This window comes from Pigmentiphaga sp. (genome assembly GCF_019689535.1).
Classification (GTDB): Bacteria; Pseudomonadota; Gammaproteobacteria; order Burkholderiales; family Burkholderiaceae_B; genus Pigmentiphaga.
In genome coordinates this window covers 1-14,736 of record NZ_JADGHH010000078.1, presented here as the reverse complement: position 1 = coordinate 14,736, position 14,736 = coordinate 1, and the positions used below count along the sequence as shown (strand labels likewise).

Below are 14,736 nucleotides of genomic sequence, written 5' to 3'. Positions count from 1 at the left end.
AACGGCACGCTCACGGACTTCAGGCGAAAATTTGTTGTTCTTGCTCATGGCTCCATTTTCTCAAAGGTTGGAGCCTCCTCAAAACTCGGTGCGATTCAGTGGAGCCGCTTGCTGGGGCAGCAAATCGTCGTTGAGAACCAGGGAGGAGGCGGCGGCGTCATCGCATGCCAGAGCACCGCGCGCGCGGCGCCGGACGGCTACACGCTCATGCAAGGCTATGTCGCCACCCACGGCACGAGCCCGGCGACGCGCAAGGTTCCCTACGACCCTATCAAGGATTTCACGCCGATCGGCATGATCGGCGCCACGCCCAACATCCTAGTGATCGATCCCAAGCTTCCGGTCAAGGACTTCAAGGAGTTCGTGGCCTATTTGAAGGCCAACCAGGGCAAGATCAGCTACGGGTCGGCGGGAGCTGGCTCCTTGACGCACCTGACGATGGAGCTGATGGCGCAGCAGCTTGGCACTCCGCTCACCCACGTGGCGTATCGCGGGGTGGCTCCGGCGTTGACCGACGTCATCGGCAGCCAGACGCAGGCCGCCTTCCCTGGCCTGGCGGCTTCGCTGCAGCACATCCGTTCCGGGCGTTTGCGCGCGTTGGCGATCACGGGGAAGAGCCGGGCCTCCCAAATGCCGGATGTCCCTACGCTGGAGGAGCTCGGCCTGCCCAATTTCGACGCCGTGCAATGGTATGGCGTGGTGGGCCCCGCCGGCATCCCTCCGGAAGTAGTACACAAACTCAACGATACGCTGAACGCCGTGCTCAAGGCGCCCGACATGCGCGAGAAGCTCGCCGGCGAGGCAGTCGAACCCATGCCGATGACGGCAGCCGAGTTCGGCGCCTATATGCAAAGGGACCTGTCGCGCTGGACCGAGCTGGCCAAGGCCCAGAACATTTCTCTCGACTAACTTTTCATAGCTGACCATGGCACGCAATACGCAGGTCCAGGCCGACCACAATGCGCCTCCCATTACCCGAGTCTTGGCGGAATATGTTTCCTCCCACCCGTCGCGCGGGTGGAGCGATGCGGTGGACCGCGAGGCGCATCGCACCTTCCTGAATTGGTTAGGCTGCGCCGTGGGGGCAGCCCGTCACGAGGCGGCCGAAGCGGCGCTGGCCGCGGTCGCCGTCTTGCAGCCTGCGCCGCAGGCGACCGTCATCGGCCGCAAAGAAAAGGTGGACGCTGCGAGCGCCGCGTTGGTCAACGGGATTACCTCGCACACTTTCGATTTCGACGACACGCACCTGAAGACCATCATCCATCCGGCGGGCCCGGTTGCATCGGCCGTGCTGGCTTTGGCTGAGCTCAAGGGCGCGACCGGACGGCAGCTCATCGATGCCCTGGTGCTGGGCATAGACGTAGCGTGTCGCATGGGCAACGTCATTTACCCGGACCACTACGATCGCGGCTGGCACATCACGGGCACGACCGGCATGCTGGGGGCGGCGGCGGGTTGCGCGCGGCTGCTCGGCCTGGATGCGGACCGCACCCAGATGGCCCTCGGCATTGCGGCTTCCCAGCCGGTCGGGTTGCGCGAGCAGTTCGGGACCATGACCAAGCCTTTCCATCCCGGCGCCGCGGCACGGGCCGGGATGATGTCGGCACTGCTGGCCCAGCATGGCTTTACCGCCAGTCCGCGCGCGCTCGAAGCGCCGCGTGGTTTCGTGCAGGTCGTATCCACCAAGGCTGCATGGCACGAGGCCACGGATGAACTGGGGGAACGGTTCGAGATCTCCTTTAACAGTTACAAGCCGTTTGCATGCGGCATCGTCATCCATCCCAGCATCGACGCATGCGTGCAGTTGCGGGACCAAGGGGTCACGGCTGACCAGGTTGAGCGCATCGAACTGAAGGTTCATCCCCTCGTGCTGGAACTGACGGGCAAGAAAGAGCCCGCCGACGGCTTGCAAGGCAAGTTCAGCGTCTATCACGGCTGCGCCGCCGGCTTGATTTTCGGGAAAGCCAGCGAAGACGAATACTCGGACGAGATCGTCAATCGCCCAGACCTGGTCGCCCTGCGGCGCAAGGTGATCGCAACCGTCGACGAGCGTCTCGACGAGGCCAGCGCCGACGTCACCGCGCTGCTTGCGGATGGCCGGAAGGTCCACGTATTCGTCGAGCATGCGATCGGTTCGCTGCAGCGCCCGATGAGCGACGAGGACCTGGAGCGCAAATTCAGGGGGATGGCTGATCCGATATTGGGGGCAGGGCGGGCGGCCGAGTTGATCCAGGCGTGCTGGCGACTGTCGGACGTGGAGGACCTGGCCGCGCTGGCGACCTTGATGCGGCCGGACTGAGTCGCCGCGATCGCAGGCGCCCGCCGCGGCAGGGCGCAAGGCATGCGAAGCGGACATGGCCAGCCGCGGACGCGCGCTGAATCGTTTTGGGCCCGACGGCTATAATCCGGCTTCGTCAGCCCATCCTGCGATGGAAGCCGTGCATGCCTTCTTTCATTCCGCCGTTGAACGCATTGCTTGCTTTCGAGGCGACTGCTCGCCATCGGAGTTTTACGAAGGCGGCCAATGAACTGCACCTGACCCAAGCGGCCATCAGCCATCAGATCCGGTCGCTGGAAGATCGGCTGGGAACCACCCTGTTCGTGCGCGCCAAGGGCAGGATATCGCTAACGGCTCCCGGCGCCGAATATCTCGAATCGGTCAGCAAGCTGCTGGTGGAGCTTGCCAAGGCCACGGACCGGGTCAGCCAGGGCGGCGACGAAAGCACGCTCTCCATTAGTTGCCTGCCCACCTTCGCGACGGAATGCCTGCTTCCCATCCTGCCTGAGTTTCACGAGGCACATCCGGACCTGCGCCTCCAGCTTTCTACGTCGTCTGCATTCGAGGCTTTCCAGATCAACGCTTACGACGTGGCGATTCGCTATGGGTCCGGCAAGTGGGAAGGGGTGAAGTCGGATTGGCTCTGCGATGAATACTTTTTCCCTGCGATGGCTCCGCGCTTGCTCAAGGGCAGGGAGGGAAAAGATGCACGGGAGGTGCTGCAGGGGGCGACGTGGCTGCGCACGTACTTCACGTCCCTGTACGAAGACGACTGGCCGGAATGGCTCGAAGCGGCGGGCCTGGCCGACTTGCAACCCGGCATGGAATTCGGCATGCACATGCAGCTGACTTCTCTGGCAGGGGCGGTGGAAGGGCTCGGCGTGGTCATCGCGCGGACACCGCTCGCCAATCGAGCGTTGCGCCAGGGGGCGCTGGTCTCGCCCTTTGGCCCGCGACTGAAGTCGAAATCGGCCTACTACCTGGCTACGCCCGAAAGCCGGTACGACCAGCCCAAAGTGGCGCGCTTCCGGCAGTGGCTGTTGGACCGTGCGCCGGACTATTTCCGCATGGCGCCCGAGGCGCTGGTCGCCCGTGAGTAGTGAGTTCGCCCGCTTCGTCGCGTCCTGCCTCGTGCGCAGGGCGCAGCGCCGTCCCAGTCGCCTGGCCGTGGCGGATATCGGCGGCGCCGGCCTGGACGGGCGCGAATTGTACGAACGCGTGGCAGCGGTGGCGCGATCGCTGCCCGTAGCCGACGGTGCGAAGCCTCCCTTGTATCTGCTGCCGAGCGCCAACAGCGTTGAAAAAATCGTGCTGTGGCTGGGCGCCTGGATGGCGGGGGCGGCCGTGCTCAACATCGACAGCGAGTATCTGCCGGCCGATACGGTGCAGGCTTTGCTTGCGACGGTTCGTCCGACCGGCCGTCTCCGCATGACGGCAAGCGGCCCCGAATGCTTCCCGTTTGCGCAAGCCCATGGGCCTTCTATGCCGCCCGGCACGGTGCTGGTCAATTGCACTTCCGGGACGACAGGCGTGCCGCGGCTGGTTTATCACTCGGCGGCTGCATTGCGGCACAACGGCGACGTGTCTGCCCGGCTGATGGCACTCGACGAAGACGAGCCGTGCCTGGAGGTGCGCAGCCTGAACTGGTATTCGGCGCAGATTCTCAGCTTGATGCCGTTCTTGTCCGTGGGCACGCAGTTGCATCTTGCACCCGGTTTCTCGGCATCGCGGCTGGTCGGCTGGCTGGCCGAGCGCAATATCCGCTTCATGCCCACGGTGCCCAGCATGGTGCGCATCATGCTGGGCGTTGCCGATGCTTTGCCTGGATCGCTCAGGCGCTATTCCTGCAGTGCCGCGGAACTGGCGCCCGAACTGTGGCAGCGGGCCGAAGATACCTGGAACATTCCGCTGATCAATTTGTATGGAAGCTCGGAGCTGGGCTGGATTTGCGGATCGGAAGAAGCGACCCGCCGCATCGGCCGGGTCGGCTTTCCCATCCCGGGCGTGAAGGTCGAGGTGCGCCGCGACGGCGGCATGGCCACCGGCCCCGGCAGGATCCTAGTGTCTTCGCCCTATGCGGCGCTTGCCACCCAGTCGGTTGGAGGGGAGGTCGTGCGCGGGGGAGACGGTCCCATCGATACCCAAGACCTGGGAGAGTTCGACGATACCGGGCGCCTGGCGTTGGCCGGGCGGGCGGATGACATGATCCTGCGCGGCGGGGTGAACATCCATCCCGCCGATGTCGAGCGCCAGGTTGAACAGGTGCCGGGCGTACGGCAAGCCGTGGTGTTCGGCGTGGACGATGCAACGTACGGCGCCGTGGTGGGCTGTGCTTTCACCGGGGCACCCGCCGTGCAGGCGGACGACCTGGCCATTTACCTTGCCACGCGGCTGCCGGCTGCCTGGCAGCCGGTCTACTGGTGGAAGCTGGACAGCATTCCCCTGGGGGCCAATGGCAAGATCTCGCGCAAGCAGCTCAGGCAGCGCCTGACTGAGTCGCTTCCGCCACGACTTGGACCTCGAGCAGCGCGCCATAGTGCAGGGGCCCCACCGGCACCACCGTGCGAGCACAGCGATGCGTGCCCAGGCGCCGCCCATAAAGGGCGTTGAACTCGTCCCAGTACTGGATGCCTGCCAGGTACACCGTGCACTGCACAATGTTTCCGAGGCCCAAGCCGCCGTCGCCGAGAATCGCCTCGACGCGGTCGAAACACGTCTCGAACTGGGTGGCGAACGCATCGCCGCGAGCCAGGTCCGGTAGCACGCCCGAGAGAAACACAAGGCCGCCCGCTTGCATCGCCGGGACGTAGTGACCCGCCGGCGCAGGCAGGCTGCGTGGCATCCACGGAATCATGTGGCGCCCCCGCCGAGGGCGAATGCCGCCACGATCACGACCGCGATCGCCGCTGCGACGTAGAGCCAGAGGCGGGACGAGGCGGAAGAGGCAGGAGCGGAGGAGGCAGCGTTTGCCCCGCCGGGGGACGGACCGTCGGCAGGAGCGCGCTGCGCTCCTTCGGCCCGGGGCGGCTCATTCGCGCCGGTCGGGGCCTTCGCCGCGCCAGCCCCCGAAGTCGTGATGACCTGGTCCAGTCTTTGGAAAAAATCGTCCGCCATTTTCTTGGCGACGCCGTCGATCACGCGGGCGCCTACTTGCGCCAATTTGCCGCCGACCTGGGCCTTGACCCGATAGGTGAGCGTCGTGCCGCCGGGGGCGTCGCTCAGGCTGACGCTTGCGGTTCCCTTGCCGAACCCGGCGGCGCCGCCCGATCCGTTGAAGCTCAGGTCGTAGGACGTGTTGTCGACCTTGTTCTGCAGCGTCAGGTCTCCGACGAATTTGGCCTTGATGAAGCCGACGGCCGCCACCATGGCGACCTTATAGCTATCGGGGCCCGTCGCTTCGATGGATTCACAGCCGGGGATGCATGCTTTCAGAGTTTCCGGGTCGTTCAGGCAGCGCCAGACCTCGTTTCGCGGGGCGGCGATCAGGCGCTCTGCGGCCATTTCCATGCAATGTGCTCCTTAGCTTAGTTGCGGGCGGCGATGCGCTCTGCGGCCAACCGCACCGCAGCGATGATTTCAGGATAGGTGCCGCAGCGGCACAGGTTGCCCGCCAGATAGTGTTCGATCTGGGCATCGGTCGGCCGCGGATGGGCCTCGAGCAGCTTGCGCGTCATCATGACGAAACCTGGCGTGCAGAACCCGCATTGGAACGCGCCGCATTCGATGAATGCCTGCTGGACGGGGTCGAGCTCGCCGTTCGCTTCATTGAGCGCCTCGAGCGTCTCGACCCGTTTGTCCTGCAGTTTCCAAGCCGGGTATAGACAACCCGAGACCGGCGCGCCGTCCACGTAGAGGGTGCAACAGCCGCACAGCCCTTGGCCGCAACTTTCCCGCGCGGCTTTCAGGCCGCAGCGGCCCAGTACGTCGATGGCGTTGTCGCGTACGTCGACGTGCCTGCGTTCGGGGCGTCCGTTGAGTTCGAACTCGATGTCGATGTTCATGCCTGCTGTTCCTGTTTGGCCCGCATCCCCTCCCAGATTTTTTCGGGACGGATGGGCAGTTGCGTGATTCGGACGCCTACGGCGTCCTCGATGGCTGCGGCAAGTGCGGACGCGACGCCGAAGGTGCCGCTTTCTCCCACGCCTTTGCCGCCGAAGGGGCCGTTTTCCTGGTAGGCGTCGACAGTCTCGCAGCCGATCGCGCGGGGAATGTCCTGGATGCCGGGAATCTTGTATTCAGACAGGCCAGCGTTGCGCAGCTGACCTTGTTCGTCGAACTCCATCTCCTCCAGCGTGACCGTACCGAGCTGCATGATGGCCGCGCCGCTGATCTGCGTCTGGACCACGAGGGGATTGAGGGCCGTGCCGCAATCGACCACGTTCTCCATGCGCAGGATCGTATACATGCCGGTTTCGGTGTCGACCTCGATTTCCATGGCCGTGCCGCCTATCATCCAGTTGGGCGTAATGTCTTCCGATTGACCGGTGGTCTTGTCGGGTGATTGATAGGTGGGCTTGTAGACGCCGGTGCCGATGACCGTGCCGGCCTGCATGCCGAATTTGCGGACGAAGAGCGCCCCGAGGTTGCCGGGGTCGACATCGTCCAAGCCGACGTCTTTGGCCATCGCGCGCAGCTTGGCCAGCGCGTCTTCGGCCGCCAGGCGGACCGCGTGTCCCATGTGGAAGGTGGAGCGCGATCCCAGGGTCGCCATGTCGTAGGGGGAGGCGTCGGTGTCGGGGTGAACCACCGATACGGTCTCGGCCGGCACGCCCAGTACTTCGGACACGATCATGGCCATCAGCGTATCCGAGCCCTGGCCCATGTCGACGGTGTTGCATTGCACGCTGCAACTGCCGTCCGCGGCGACGGACACCGCCGCGACTGATGTCGTGGGCGAAACACAGGCCTTGATGCCTATGCCCAAGCCTCGGCCGCGCCGGTAGCGGCCGCTTCCCCGCTCGAAAGGCTCGTGCCATCCGAAGCGTTCGGCCAGACGCGTGAGCACCTGAGGGATGGCCGCGCTTTTCATGACGGTACCGGTAGCGTGGCGCTTGCCGTCGGCCAGGGCGTTGCGCAGGCGGAATTCGAGGGGGTCGATGCCCATTTCCCGGGCAATGATGTCGCTCTGGCTTTCGTAGGCCCAGACCAGCTGCGGAATGCCGAATCCGCGGAAAGCGCCGGCGGGGGGGCGGTTGGTGTACACCGCGACGGAGGTGACCTCGACGTTGGCTATGTCGTAGGGGCCGGGGGCGGTGAAGCCCGACTTCTGCGTGACGCGCGGACCGATGTCCGCGTAGGCGCCGCCGTTCCAGATGACTTCGCAGCGCCGCGCCAGAATGCGGCCCGTTTCATCCACTGCCGATTCGATGGTAAAGGTGGTGGGATGGCGGGTGATCGTGTAGAACTGTTCGGCCATGGTCAGCGCCACGCGGACGGGCCGTTGGCTCAGCATGCTCAGGGCGACGGCGAGCGGTTCGAGCTTGACGTACAGCTTGCAGCCGAAGCCGCCACCGAGGAATGCTGTCTTGATGGTGACCTGGTTCTCCTTCCATCCCAGCAAACGGGCGATCTCCGTCCGGGCGAATGACGGCGTCTGGCTGGCCGTGTACAGGTAGGCGTGGGAGTGGCGCACGTCGGCCACCGACACCATGGGTTCGAGCGGAACGTGCATCACCTGGTGGGTCTTGAAGGTGTTCTTGAACACGCGGTGAGCGTTCTTGAACGCTGCCTCGCAGTCGCCCTTCTTCAGGTGGAATGTCAACGCCACGTTGGTGTTGCGGATGCCGTCCAGGTGTTTCAGGTCGGCAAACGTCCCGGCCGGCCGCAACGATTCGTGCACGTATACGTCGGAGTGCATGGCTTCGACTTCGTCCAGCACGGCGGGCAGTTCTTCGATGTCGACTTGAACCAGTCCGGCCGCTTCTTCGGCAGCGTGAGGCGATTCGGCTACCACGGCGGCCACGGGTTCCCCGACGTATCGCACTTTATCGATGGCAAGAATCGGCTGATCGTGGAAGGCCGGGCCGTAATAGGGTTCGGGAATGACCTTGAGGATATCGGCGCCGGTAAAGACGCCATACACGCCAGGAACCGCCTTCGCTGCCGTGGTGTCGATGCTGCGCAGCCGTCCATGCGCCACGTGGCTACGGACGATCTTGGCATGCAGCATGCCGGGCAACGATACGTGATGGGTGTAGTCGGCGCGGCCGGTGACTTTGTCCACGGCCTCGAGGCGGCGCAGGCCTTTGCCGAGCCGGTGGAGGGGAGGGCGTTCTGTCGTCATGCTTGTCTCGCTGCCGGTTTGGGGGCTTTCAGGGCCCGCTCGAAGACCTCGGGAAGATGGGCGCGCAGCAGGGCTTGCTTGTATTCCACGCTGCCGTGGCTGTCGGGTACCAGCACCGCTTCGCCTGCGGCCGCCTCGGCGGCGCGCCGGGCCAAGGCTTCCGTCCACGCCTCGCCCGCGACGGCGGCTTCTGCCTGTACCAGGCGCAGGGGGCGGTCCGTTGCCGCACCGATGAAGATCCTGGGGCGCACGATACGCCCGTCTTCCATATCGAAGGCGGCCGCGATGCCCAATGTGGGCCAGTCATGGCGGGCGCGGGTCGTGACCTTCTTGTAGTGTGCACAGGCCGGCTGCGGCGGAATCACGAGGCGAGTGATTAGCTCGTCGGCTTCGAGCGAGGTTTCGTAGTAGCCACGGTAAAGCTCGTCGACCGGAATTTCCCGCGAGCCCCGCACGCTTTGCGCGAGGACGCGGGCGTTCAAGGCGCTCAGGACGGGCGGAAGATCCATGTGGGGATCCCCGTGGGCGAGGTAGCCGCCTATCATTGCGACGTTGCGCACGCGCGGGTTGGCCAGCGTCGCGAACACCGCGGGGAGGATGGGATGAGACGCGGCCAACCCGGCATGATTTTCCATTTCGCCCAGCGTGACCAGGCCGTCCACCTGCGCCTGGCCGTCGCTGGCGAGATGGATGCCACGCATGCTTTCGCGCAGGCGCTCCAGGCTCACCAGGCTGTCGACGTTCAATACGCCGGCGCGCCGCATCAGCGAAATGGCCGTCGCGCCGCTTACGGGGCGGCCGGCAAAGCCGGGCGCGGCAATGATTTCGAGCGCTTCTTCCAGCGTCGAAGGCTGTAACAGTTCAAATGCAGACATGGGCGATCCTCGGCTAGCTTTGGGCCAATGCCAGCAGACTCTCGGCGACTTCGCGCGGACGCTCGAGCGGCGAGAGATGCCGCGCCTGGGACAGAATGCGCATCGTCGAGTTGGGAATGGCGTCGGCCAGCGCCTGCGCCATGGCGATGGGAGTGGCGTAGTCCTCTTCGCCCACCAGGATCTGGGTCGGCGCCTGGATGCCCGCGAGCCCGCCGCGCAAATCCATGTTGCCGAGCATGCGGCAGGTTTCCAAATAGGCCTTGACGTCGTTGGCCAGGAACACGCGCTTGCTGCCTTCGACGATCTCAGGGCGCTCGCGGCGGAAGTCATCCGTGAACCAACGCGTTTCTTGGAAAGAGAGCAGGCTCGCAAGCCCCTCCTGCACCGCTTTCTGGCCACGGCCTTCCCAGTCGGAGGGGGCGTTGGGCCCGTACCACGCGGTGGTGTCGAAGAGTCCCAGTCCGGCGGTGCGGCCGGGGTGACGAATCGCGAAGGCTAGCGCAACGCTGCCGCCCATCGAGGCGCCGCCGATCACCGCACGCTCCCAACCCAGGGCGTCGAGCACACCGGTGACGTCGTCGGCGAACGTCTCCACGCGATAGGGGCCCGCCGGCTTGTCGGACTGTCCGTGGCCCCGCGCGTCCACGGCCGCGACTGCCACGCCGGGGCCTAGCTCCTTGACGACCGGATCCCAGAAACTATGGTCCATGGCGAGTGAATGGATGAGCGCGAAGCGTCGCGTCGCGTCGGGCGTACCGTGCAAAACGTACGCGATGCGCGTTCCGTCTGCAGAGGAGCTGTATTGCAATGACATCTCGGATTCTCGTTGTACTCGGGTTATTCGACTTTGCCGATCCGCAGCACGGCCTGGATTTGTCCTTCTGCGTCCTCTTTCCAGAACTTGGCGAAATCGGTGCTGTTCAGGTACTTGATGGGCAGGCCAGCCCCTTCTTCGATGACCTTGCGCACTTTGGCGTCTTCGATGGCGAACTTGACGGCGTCGCCCAGTTTGTCGAGCACTTCGGGGGGCGTGCCAGCCGGCGCGAACAGGCCGCTCCACTGGTAGAACTCGACGTTGTAGCCGAGGGATTTCAGGCTGGGCAGCTTAGGAAAAGCCTCGATGGGCTCGTCGCCCCAGTGCGCCAGGACACGCACCGAGCCGCTGTCGACGTGTTGCTTGACCGAGCCGGGCGAAGCGGCGAGAGCCTGGATCTGCTTGCCCAATAGCGCCACCATGGCCGGGCCGGCACCGCCGTATGGCACGTGGAGGGTTTTCATCCCCGCGGCGTTGGCGAGCGAAGCCATGTACATGTGCAGCGTGCCGTACACGCCGGATGAGCCGTACGTGATCTGCTCTTTGCGGCCGTATTCGATGAACTCCTGCGCCGTTTTCCAGGGGCTGTCACTGCGCACCACCAGTACGGTGGGGTCGGCCGTGATGCGGGCGATGGGTGCGAACTGGTCGATCTGGTACATCGGCTGGCGTCCGATCAGCTTGTCCGCGGTGGGCATGCTGGAGATGGCCGGGAGCGAGATCAGTATGGTGTATCCGTCCGGTTTCGCACGCGCGACGTGGGCAGTGCCCACCGCGCCGCCGGAGCCGACCTTGTTTTCCACCACCACCGGCTGGCCCAGCTTGCGGGCCATGGCTTCGGCCAGGGGGCGGGCCACCGTGTCGGCGACTCCGCCCGGGGCAAACGGCACGACCAGGGTGATGGGCCGGGTGGGCCAGGACTGGGCCTGCACACCTCCTGCGGTCACGGCGGCAGCGAGCCCTGCCGCGATTGCGAACTTATTCATGTCGTCTCCTCGGTTTTTCGGTCATTCGTCCAGGATGTGGCGCCACTTCTGGCGCGTGGCGGCTTGTAGCGATTTGCTCGCCTCGGCGACCTCGGGGAACTGCGCCAGGTAGTCGTACGGCCGGCAGGCGTCGATGACGGCCTTGGAGTTGAAGGGCGTGTCGGTACCGAAGGTGACGTATAGCGGGTCGTTTTTCGATCCCATGCCTCGCCGGATGATGTCGACGTCGCGCTCGGGGTCGGCGCGCGTGGCCACCGCCCACATCACTTCCTGCAAGTTCGCCGGATCGATGTCTTCGTCCACGACCACGGCCCAGCGCGACATGTACGCGCCCACGCCGCAGTTGAGCAGCAGGTGGCCGGCCTGGCGGGCATGGCCCGGATAGCGCTGCTTGATCGACACTACGTTGAACATCCGCGCACCGCCGATCTCGTGGGCCCACACGGCCTGGACGTCAGGCACGCCTGCGGCCTGCAGCGCGTCCATCAGCAGCGCCGAGCGCATGACAGCCTTCGAGTAGGAATAGTCGTTGGGCGGTTTGGCCGGTGGGCTGCCGAGCAGTATGGGCGCCGAGCGATAGTAAATGCGCTCGACCGTCACGACGGGCGAGACGCCTTGCTTGCCGGGGTAATACCCGTGGAACTCCCCGAATGGGCCTTCTTCTTTGATGTCCCCCGGATGGGCCCATCCTTCGAGCACGATCTCCGAGGCCGAAGGAAAGGGCAGGCCGGTGACTTGGCCGCGCACCACTTCCACCGGCTGGCCAAGGATGGCGCCGATGTAGTTGTACTCGCACATGCCGTAGGGAACTTCGATGCCTGAGATGGTGTATCCCAAGGGGTCGCAGCCGAGCACGATGGCAACCGGGAACGGCTTGCCCGCGGCCATGTGCTTGTCGTACTGGATGGCGCCGTGCTTGCCCGGGATCATGTCCAGCCCGACGTGGTTGCGATCGTGGATCATGACGCGATAGGTGCCGACGTTGACCCATTCCGAATCCAGGTCCCGGGTGACCACCATGCAGCCGGTACCGATGTACCGGCCACCGTCCTTCTCGTGCCAGAGCGGGGCGGGAAATGCGGATACGTCCACGGCTGCGCCCGACATGACATGTTCGAACACGGGTCCGGTCTCGGCCACGATCGGGTCGTACTCCGCGGCGCGCCCTTTCCAGGCGTTGGGACGGCCCCGCAGCTTGGCGACCAGCTCCTGGTGGCCGGCGACTTCGCCCAAGCGAAGGATGTTGGCGAGCCGGATAGCGTTCGATGTGCTGCACGTCAGTACCCGGTAGCCGGACGGGTAACCGGGAACGTCGTCGAACAGCAGCGCCTTTGGGTCCGGCTTCTTGACGTTGAGCTCGGAAATCGCGCCCAGTTCCAGATTCCAGTCGGCTCCCGAGACGCGCTTGAGCTCTTTCCTGGATTCGACGTCGGCGAGCCAACTCCTCAGGTCCAATCCGTTTGCCTTGGCTTTGGTCATCGTGTCTTTATCGTCGATCTTCCGTAGGGTCGGCGCGCGGCACTCAGGGTTCGATCTTGGCGCGTTCAATGACGTTGCGGACATTCTTCAGGTCGAATTCGATCCGCTGCTTGAATTCCGCGGGCGAGATGCCACCGACCGTCGCCCCGTTGTCTGCGAATCGCGCCACGACGGAGGGATCCGACAGCGTCTGGGCGACTTCGCGGTGCAGCTTCTCGATGATGGCGTCCGGCGTCCCTTTGGGCGCGAACATCCCCACCCAGTTCGACGCGTCCACGTTGGGTATGCCCGCGCTTTGGGCCGTCTTCCAGTCGGGGTGGTCGGACATGGTCTTGCGGGTCAGCAAACCAATCACGTTGACGCGGCCCGTCTTGACGTGGGGGAGTACCGCAGGTACGGCCACCACGCCCAGTGGTACCTCGCCGCCGGCAACGGCCGCCATGGCCGGGGCGCCGCCCTTGTACGGGACGTGCATGAGCTTGATTCCGGCTTCCAAGGCGAACCACTCGCCGGCGAGGTGGTTGTAGCTGCCCGCGCCTGGCGAGGAAAAGGCAAGCGCGTCCGGCTTGGCTTTGGCAGCCTTGACCACGTCGTCGAAGGTCTTGTAGGGGGTGGCGGAGTTGGCTACCAGGAGCAGCGGCGTGTCACTGACCAGCGTGATGGGCTTGAAATCACGCTCCAGGTCGTAAGGAACATGCTTGAACAGCGCTGGGTTGACCGAGAATTCGCCTGTGTGGGCCATCAGGAGCGTATAGCCGTCGGCCGGGGCTTGCGCCACGTTGGTGACCGCGATGAAGCCGTTGCCCCCGGGTTTGTTTTCCACGATGACGTTCCAGCCCAGGCGCTCCGTCAGCTTCTGGGCCAGGAGCCGGGCGGTTACGTCCACGACGCCGCCTGCGGCGAAGGGAACGACCATGCGTATCGGACGGCTGGGGTAGTCCTGTGCCTGGGCGGTGCCTGCCATGGCGATGAGCAGGGCTCCCGCCAAAGTCTCCTTCATTTTCATTCTTGTCTCCGCGAAGTGTGCCCGTTCGTGGGTGACCGGGCTTGTTCGAGTCCGGGGCATTGTGCCGAGCGCGGGAGCGGCTAGCCAAATGAAATGTTCTTATGGCACGTATGAGAAATTTTTTTGCCGCGCGGAGCGGGCCCCAAGGGGCGTCGTGCGCCGGCGGTTGGCCTGTGCCTCAGCCCGGACGTGCTGAAGCCGTCGTGCGGAAGCGGTGGTTCGTGGTGTGGGGAGCTAGGCCGCGAGCGTGGCGCGGTTGCCGCCGGCCGCCTTGGATCGGTACATGGCCTGGTCGGCGCGGGCATAGACCTCGGCAAAGCTCATGCCGGGGCGCAGCGGCGCCACGCCGGCGCTGATGGTGATGTGCAGCGGCTCGCCGCCCGTGGAGAAGTCGGTGGCCGCCACGCGCGCCACGAGTTCGCTGGCCAGGTGAAGGGCATCCTCCTGCGCGGAGGGCAGGAGCAGCGCCGCAAACTCTTCTCCTCCCATGCGTGCGACTTCGCCGCGGGGCGCGAGGCTGTTCCGCATCAACTGGGCCAGCGTCACGATCACATGGTCCCCGACCGGGTGTCCGTGGGTGTCGTTGATGTGCTTGAACGCATCGATGTCCACGAGCATTAATGCGTGCGGCTTGTCCGACATCAGGACGGATTCTGCGACCTCGATGAAGGCCCGTCGGTTGAGGAGCCCCGTGTGCGGGTCCAGCCGGTTCAGCTCGGCCAGATGGGCCTTCATCTGGTAGAGCTTGTAGTTGGCCATGGCCGAGGTGTAGACCACGATCGTGCCGAGCACGCCTGAGATGAAGGTAGTCTGCACGGCGGAACGGACGATCTGCTGCGGGGCGTAGATGAGGTTGAACCCAAGGTCGACCAAATCGGCCACGAGGATGATGACCAGCGTGACGGTGATGGTTCTTTGGATGACTTCGCGGCGGGAGGTGATTTCTCCGCGCACTCGCCATCGGTTGCGATGCGTACGGGTCGGCATGAAGTCGGGGACGAGGGCGGGAAGGGGT

13 protein-coding genes and 1 pseudogene are annotated in these 14,736 nt (G+C 65.0%); 4 read left to right on the top strand and 10 right to left on the bottom strand.

Going from position 1 to position 14,736, the window contains the following annotated elements; genetic code table 11:
* Positions 1-108: 108 nt before the first annotated feature.
* The 4 genes and pseudogenes from IRZ12_RS08810 to IRZ12_RS17570 form a co-directional block, all read left to right on the top strand.
* Positions 109-909, top strand: coding sequence for a tripartite tricarboxylate transporter substrate binding protein (locus tag IRZ12_RS08810; protein ID WP_296467364.1), 801 nt, complete (start codon positions 109-111; stop codon positions 907-909).
* A 16-nt stretch (positions 910-925) separates the two neighbouring features.
* Complete coding sequence (locus IRZ12_RS08805) at positions 926-2,299, top strand: MmgE/PrpD family protein (protein WP_296467362.1); 1,374 nt, start codon at positions 926-928, stop codon at positions 2,297-2,299.
* 143 nt (positions 2,300-2,442) lie between these two features.
* Positions 2,443-3,378 (top strand): transcriptional regulator GcvA, encoded by a 936-nt coding sequence (gcvA, locus tag IRZ12_RS08800; RefSeq protein WP_296467358.1) that lies wholly within the window; start codon positions 2,443-2,445, stop codon positions 3,376-3,378.
* A pseudogene (locus tag IRZ12_RS17570) lies at positions 3,326-4,345 on the top strand (AMP-binding protein); the annotation flags it as partial. The gene gcvA and the pseudogene IRZ12_RS17570, both read left to right, overlap by 53 nt.
* Positions 4,346-4,754: 409 nt before the next feature.
* On the opposite strand, the gene IRZ12_RS17565 reads toward IRZ12_RS17570, so the two are convergent.
* The 10 genes from IRZ12_RS17565 to IRZ12_RS08750 all read right to left on the bottom strand — a co-directional run.
* Positions 4,755-5,075 (bottom strand): RidA family protein, encoded by a 321-nt coding sequence (locus IRZ12_RS17565; RefSeq protein ID WP_367181584.1) that lies wholly within the window; start codon positions 5,073-5,075, stop codon positions 4,755-4,757.
* A 53-nt stretch (positions 5,076-5,128) separates the two neighbouring features.
* Positions 5,129-5,785: a CoxG family protein gene (locus tag IRZ12_RS08790; RefSeq protein ID WP_296467353.1), complete on the bottom strand. Its 657-nt coding sequence runs from the start codon at positions 5,783-5,785 to the stop codon at positions 5,129-5,131.
* 17 nt (positions 5,786-5,802) lie between these two features.
* Positions 5,803-6,279, bottom strand: a complete 477-nt coding sequence (locus IRZ12_RS08785; protein WP_296467351.1) for a (2Fe-2S)-binding protein — start codon at positions 6,277-6,279, stop codon at positions 5,803-5,805.
* A complete protein-coding gene (locus IRZ12_RS08780) occupies positions 6,276-8,561 on the bottom strand; it encodes a xanthine dehydrogenase family protein molybdopterin-binding subunit (protein ID WP_296467348.1) in 2,286 nt (761 codons plus the stop codon). Before IRZ12_RS08780 ends, IRZ12_RS08785 begins: the two co-directional genes overlap by 4 nt.
* Positions 8,558-9,436: an FAD binding domain-containing protein gene (locus tag IRZ12_RS08775; RefSeq protein WP_296467345.1), complete on the bottom strand. Its 879-nt coding sequence runs from the start codon at positions 9,434-9,436 to the stop codon at positions 8,558-8,560. The genes IRZ12_RS08780 and IRZ12_RS08775 overlap by 4 nt, the downstream gene beginning before the upstream one ends.
* 13 nt (positions 9,437-9,449) lie before the next feature.
* Complete coding sequence (locus IRZ12_RS08770) at positions 9,450-10,250, bottom strand: alpha/beta fold hydrolase (RefSeq protein WP_296467342.1); 801 nt, start codon at positions 10,248-10,250, stop codon at positions 9,450-9,452.
* A gap of 23 nt (positions 10,251-10,273) precedes the next feature.
* Positions 10,274-11,236 (bottom strand): tripartite tricarboxylate transporter substrate binding protein, encoded by a 963-nt coding sequence (locus tag IRZ12_RS08765; protein ID WP_296467337.1) that lies wholly within the window; start codon positions 11,234-11,236, stop codon positions 10,274-10,276.
* A gap of 21 nt (positions 11,237-11,257) precedes the next feature.
* A complete protein-coding gene (locus IRZ12_RS08760) occupies positions 11,258-12,715 on the bottom strand; it encodes a UbiD family decarboxylase (protein ID WP_296467334.1) in 1,458 nt (485 codons plus the stop codon).
* A 43-nt stretch (positions 12,716-12,758) separates the two neighbouring features.
* The gene (locus IRZ12_RS08755) at positions 12,759-13,721 is read right to left on the bottom strand and encodes a tripartite tricarboxylate transporter substrate binding protein (RefSeq protein ID WP_296467331.1); all 963 of its coding nucleotides are present in this window, start codon (positions 13,719-13,721) and stop codon (positions 12,759-12,761) included.
* Positions 13,722-13,955: 234 nt separating this feature from the next.
* Positions 13,956-14,736 (bottom strand): GGDEF domain-containing protein (locus IRZ12_RS08750; protein ID WP_296467328.1); only part of this gene is annotated, 781 nt, incomplete at its 5' end.

What these genes read in the sequence shown, in the direction of transcription:
- IRZ12_RS08805 (WP_296467362.1), top strand. Translation starts at nt 926, where the DNA reads ATGGCACGCAATACGCAGGTCCAGGCCGACCACAATGCGCCTCCCATT.
- gcvA (WP_296467358.1), top strand. Translation starts at nt 2,443, where the DNA reads ATGCCTTCTTTCATTCCGCCGTTGAACGCATTGCTTGCTTTCGAGGCG.
- IRZ12_RS17565 (WP_367181584.1), bottom strand. Translation starts at nt 5,075, where the DNA reads ATGCAAGCGGGCGGCCTTGTGTTTCTCTCGGGCGTGCTACCGGACCTG.
- IRZ12_RS08790 (WP_296467353.1), bottom strand. Translation starts at nt 5,785, where the DNA reads ATGGAAATGGCCGCAGAGCGCCTGATCGCCGCCCCGCGAAACGAGGTC.
- IRZ12_RS08785 (WP_296467351.1), bottom strand. Translation starts at nt 6,279, where the DNA reads ATGAACATCGACATCGAGTTCGAACTCAACGGACGCCCCGAACGCAGG.
- IRZ12_RS08780 (WP_296467348.1), bottom strand. Translation starts at nt 8,561, where the DNA reads ATGACGACAGAACGCCCTCCCCTCCACCGGCTCGGCAAAGGCCTGCGC.
- IRZ12_RS08775 (WP_296467345.1), bottom strand. Translation starts at nt 9,436, where the DNA reads ATGTCTGCATTTGAACTGTTACAGCCTTCGACGCTGGAAGAAGCGCTC.
- IRZ12_RS08770 (WP_296467342.1), bottom strand. Translation starts at nt 10,250, where the DNA reads ATGTCATTGCAATACAGCTCCTCTGCAGACGGAACGCGCATCGCGTAC.
- IRZ12_RS08765 (WP_296467337.1), bottom strand. Translation starts at nt 11,236, where the DNA reads ATGAATAAGTTCGCAATCGCGGCAGGGCTCGCTGCCGCCGTGACCGCA.
- IRZ12_RS08760 (WP_296467334.1), bottom strand. Translation starts at nt 12,715, where the DNA reads ATGACCAAAGCCAAGGCAAACGGATTGGACCTGAGGAGTTGGCTCGCC.
- IRZ12_RS08755 (WP_296467331.1), bottom strand. Translation starts at nt 13,721, where the DNA reads ATGAAAATGAAGGAGACTTTGGCGGGAGCCCTGCTCATCGCCATGGCA.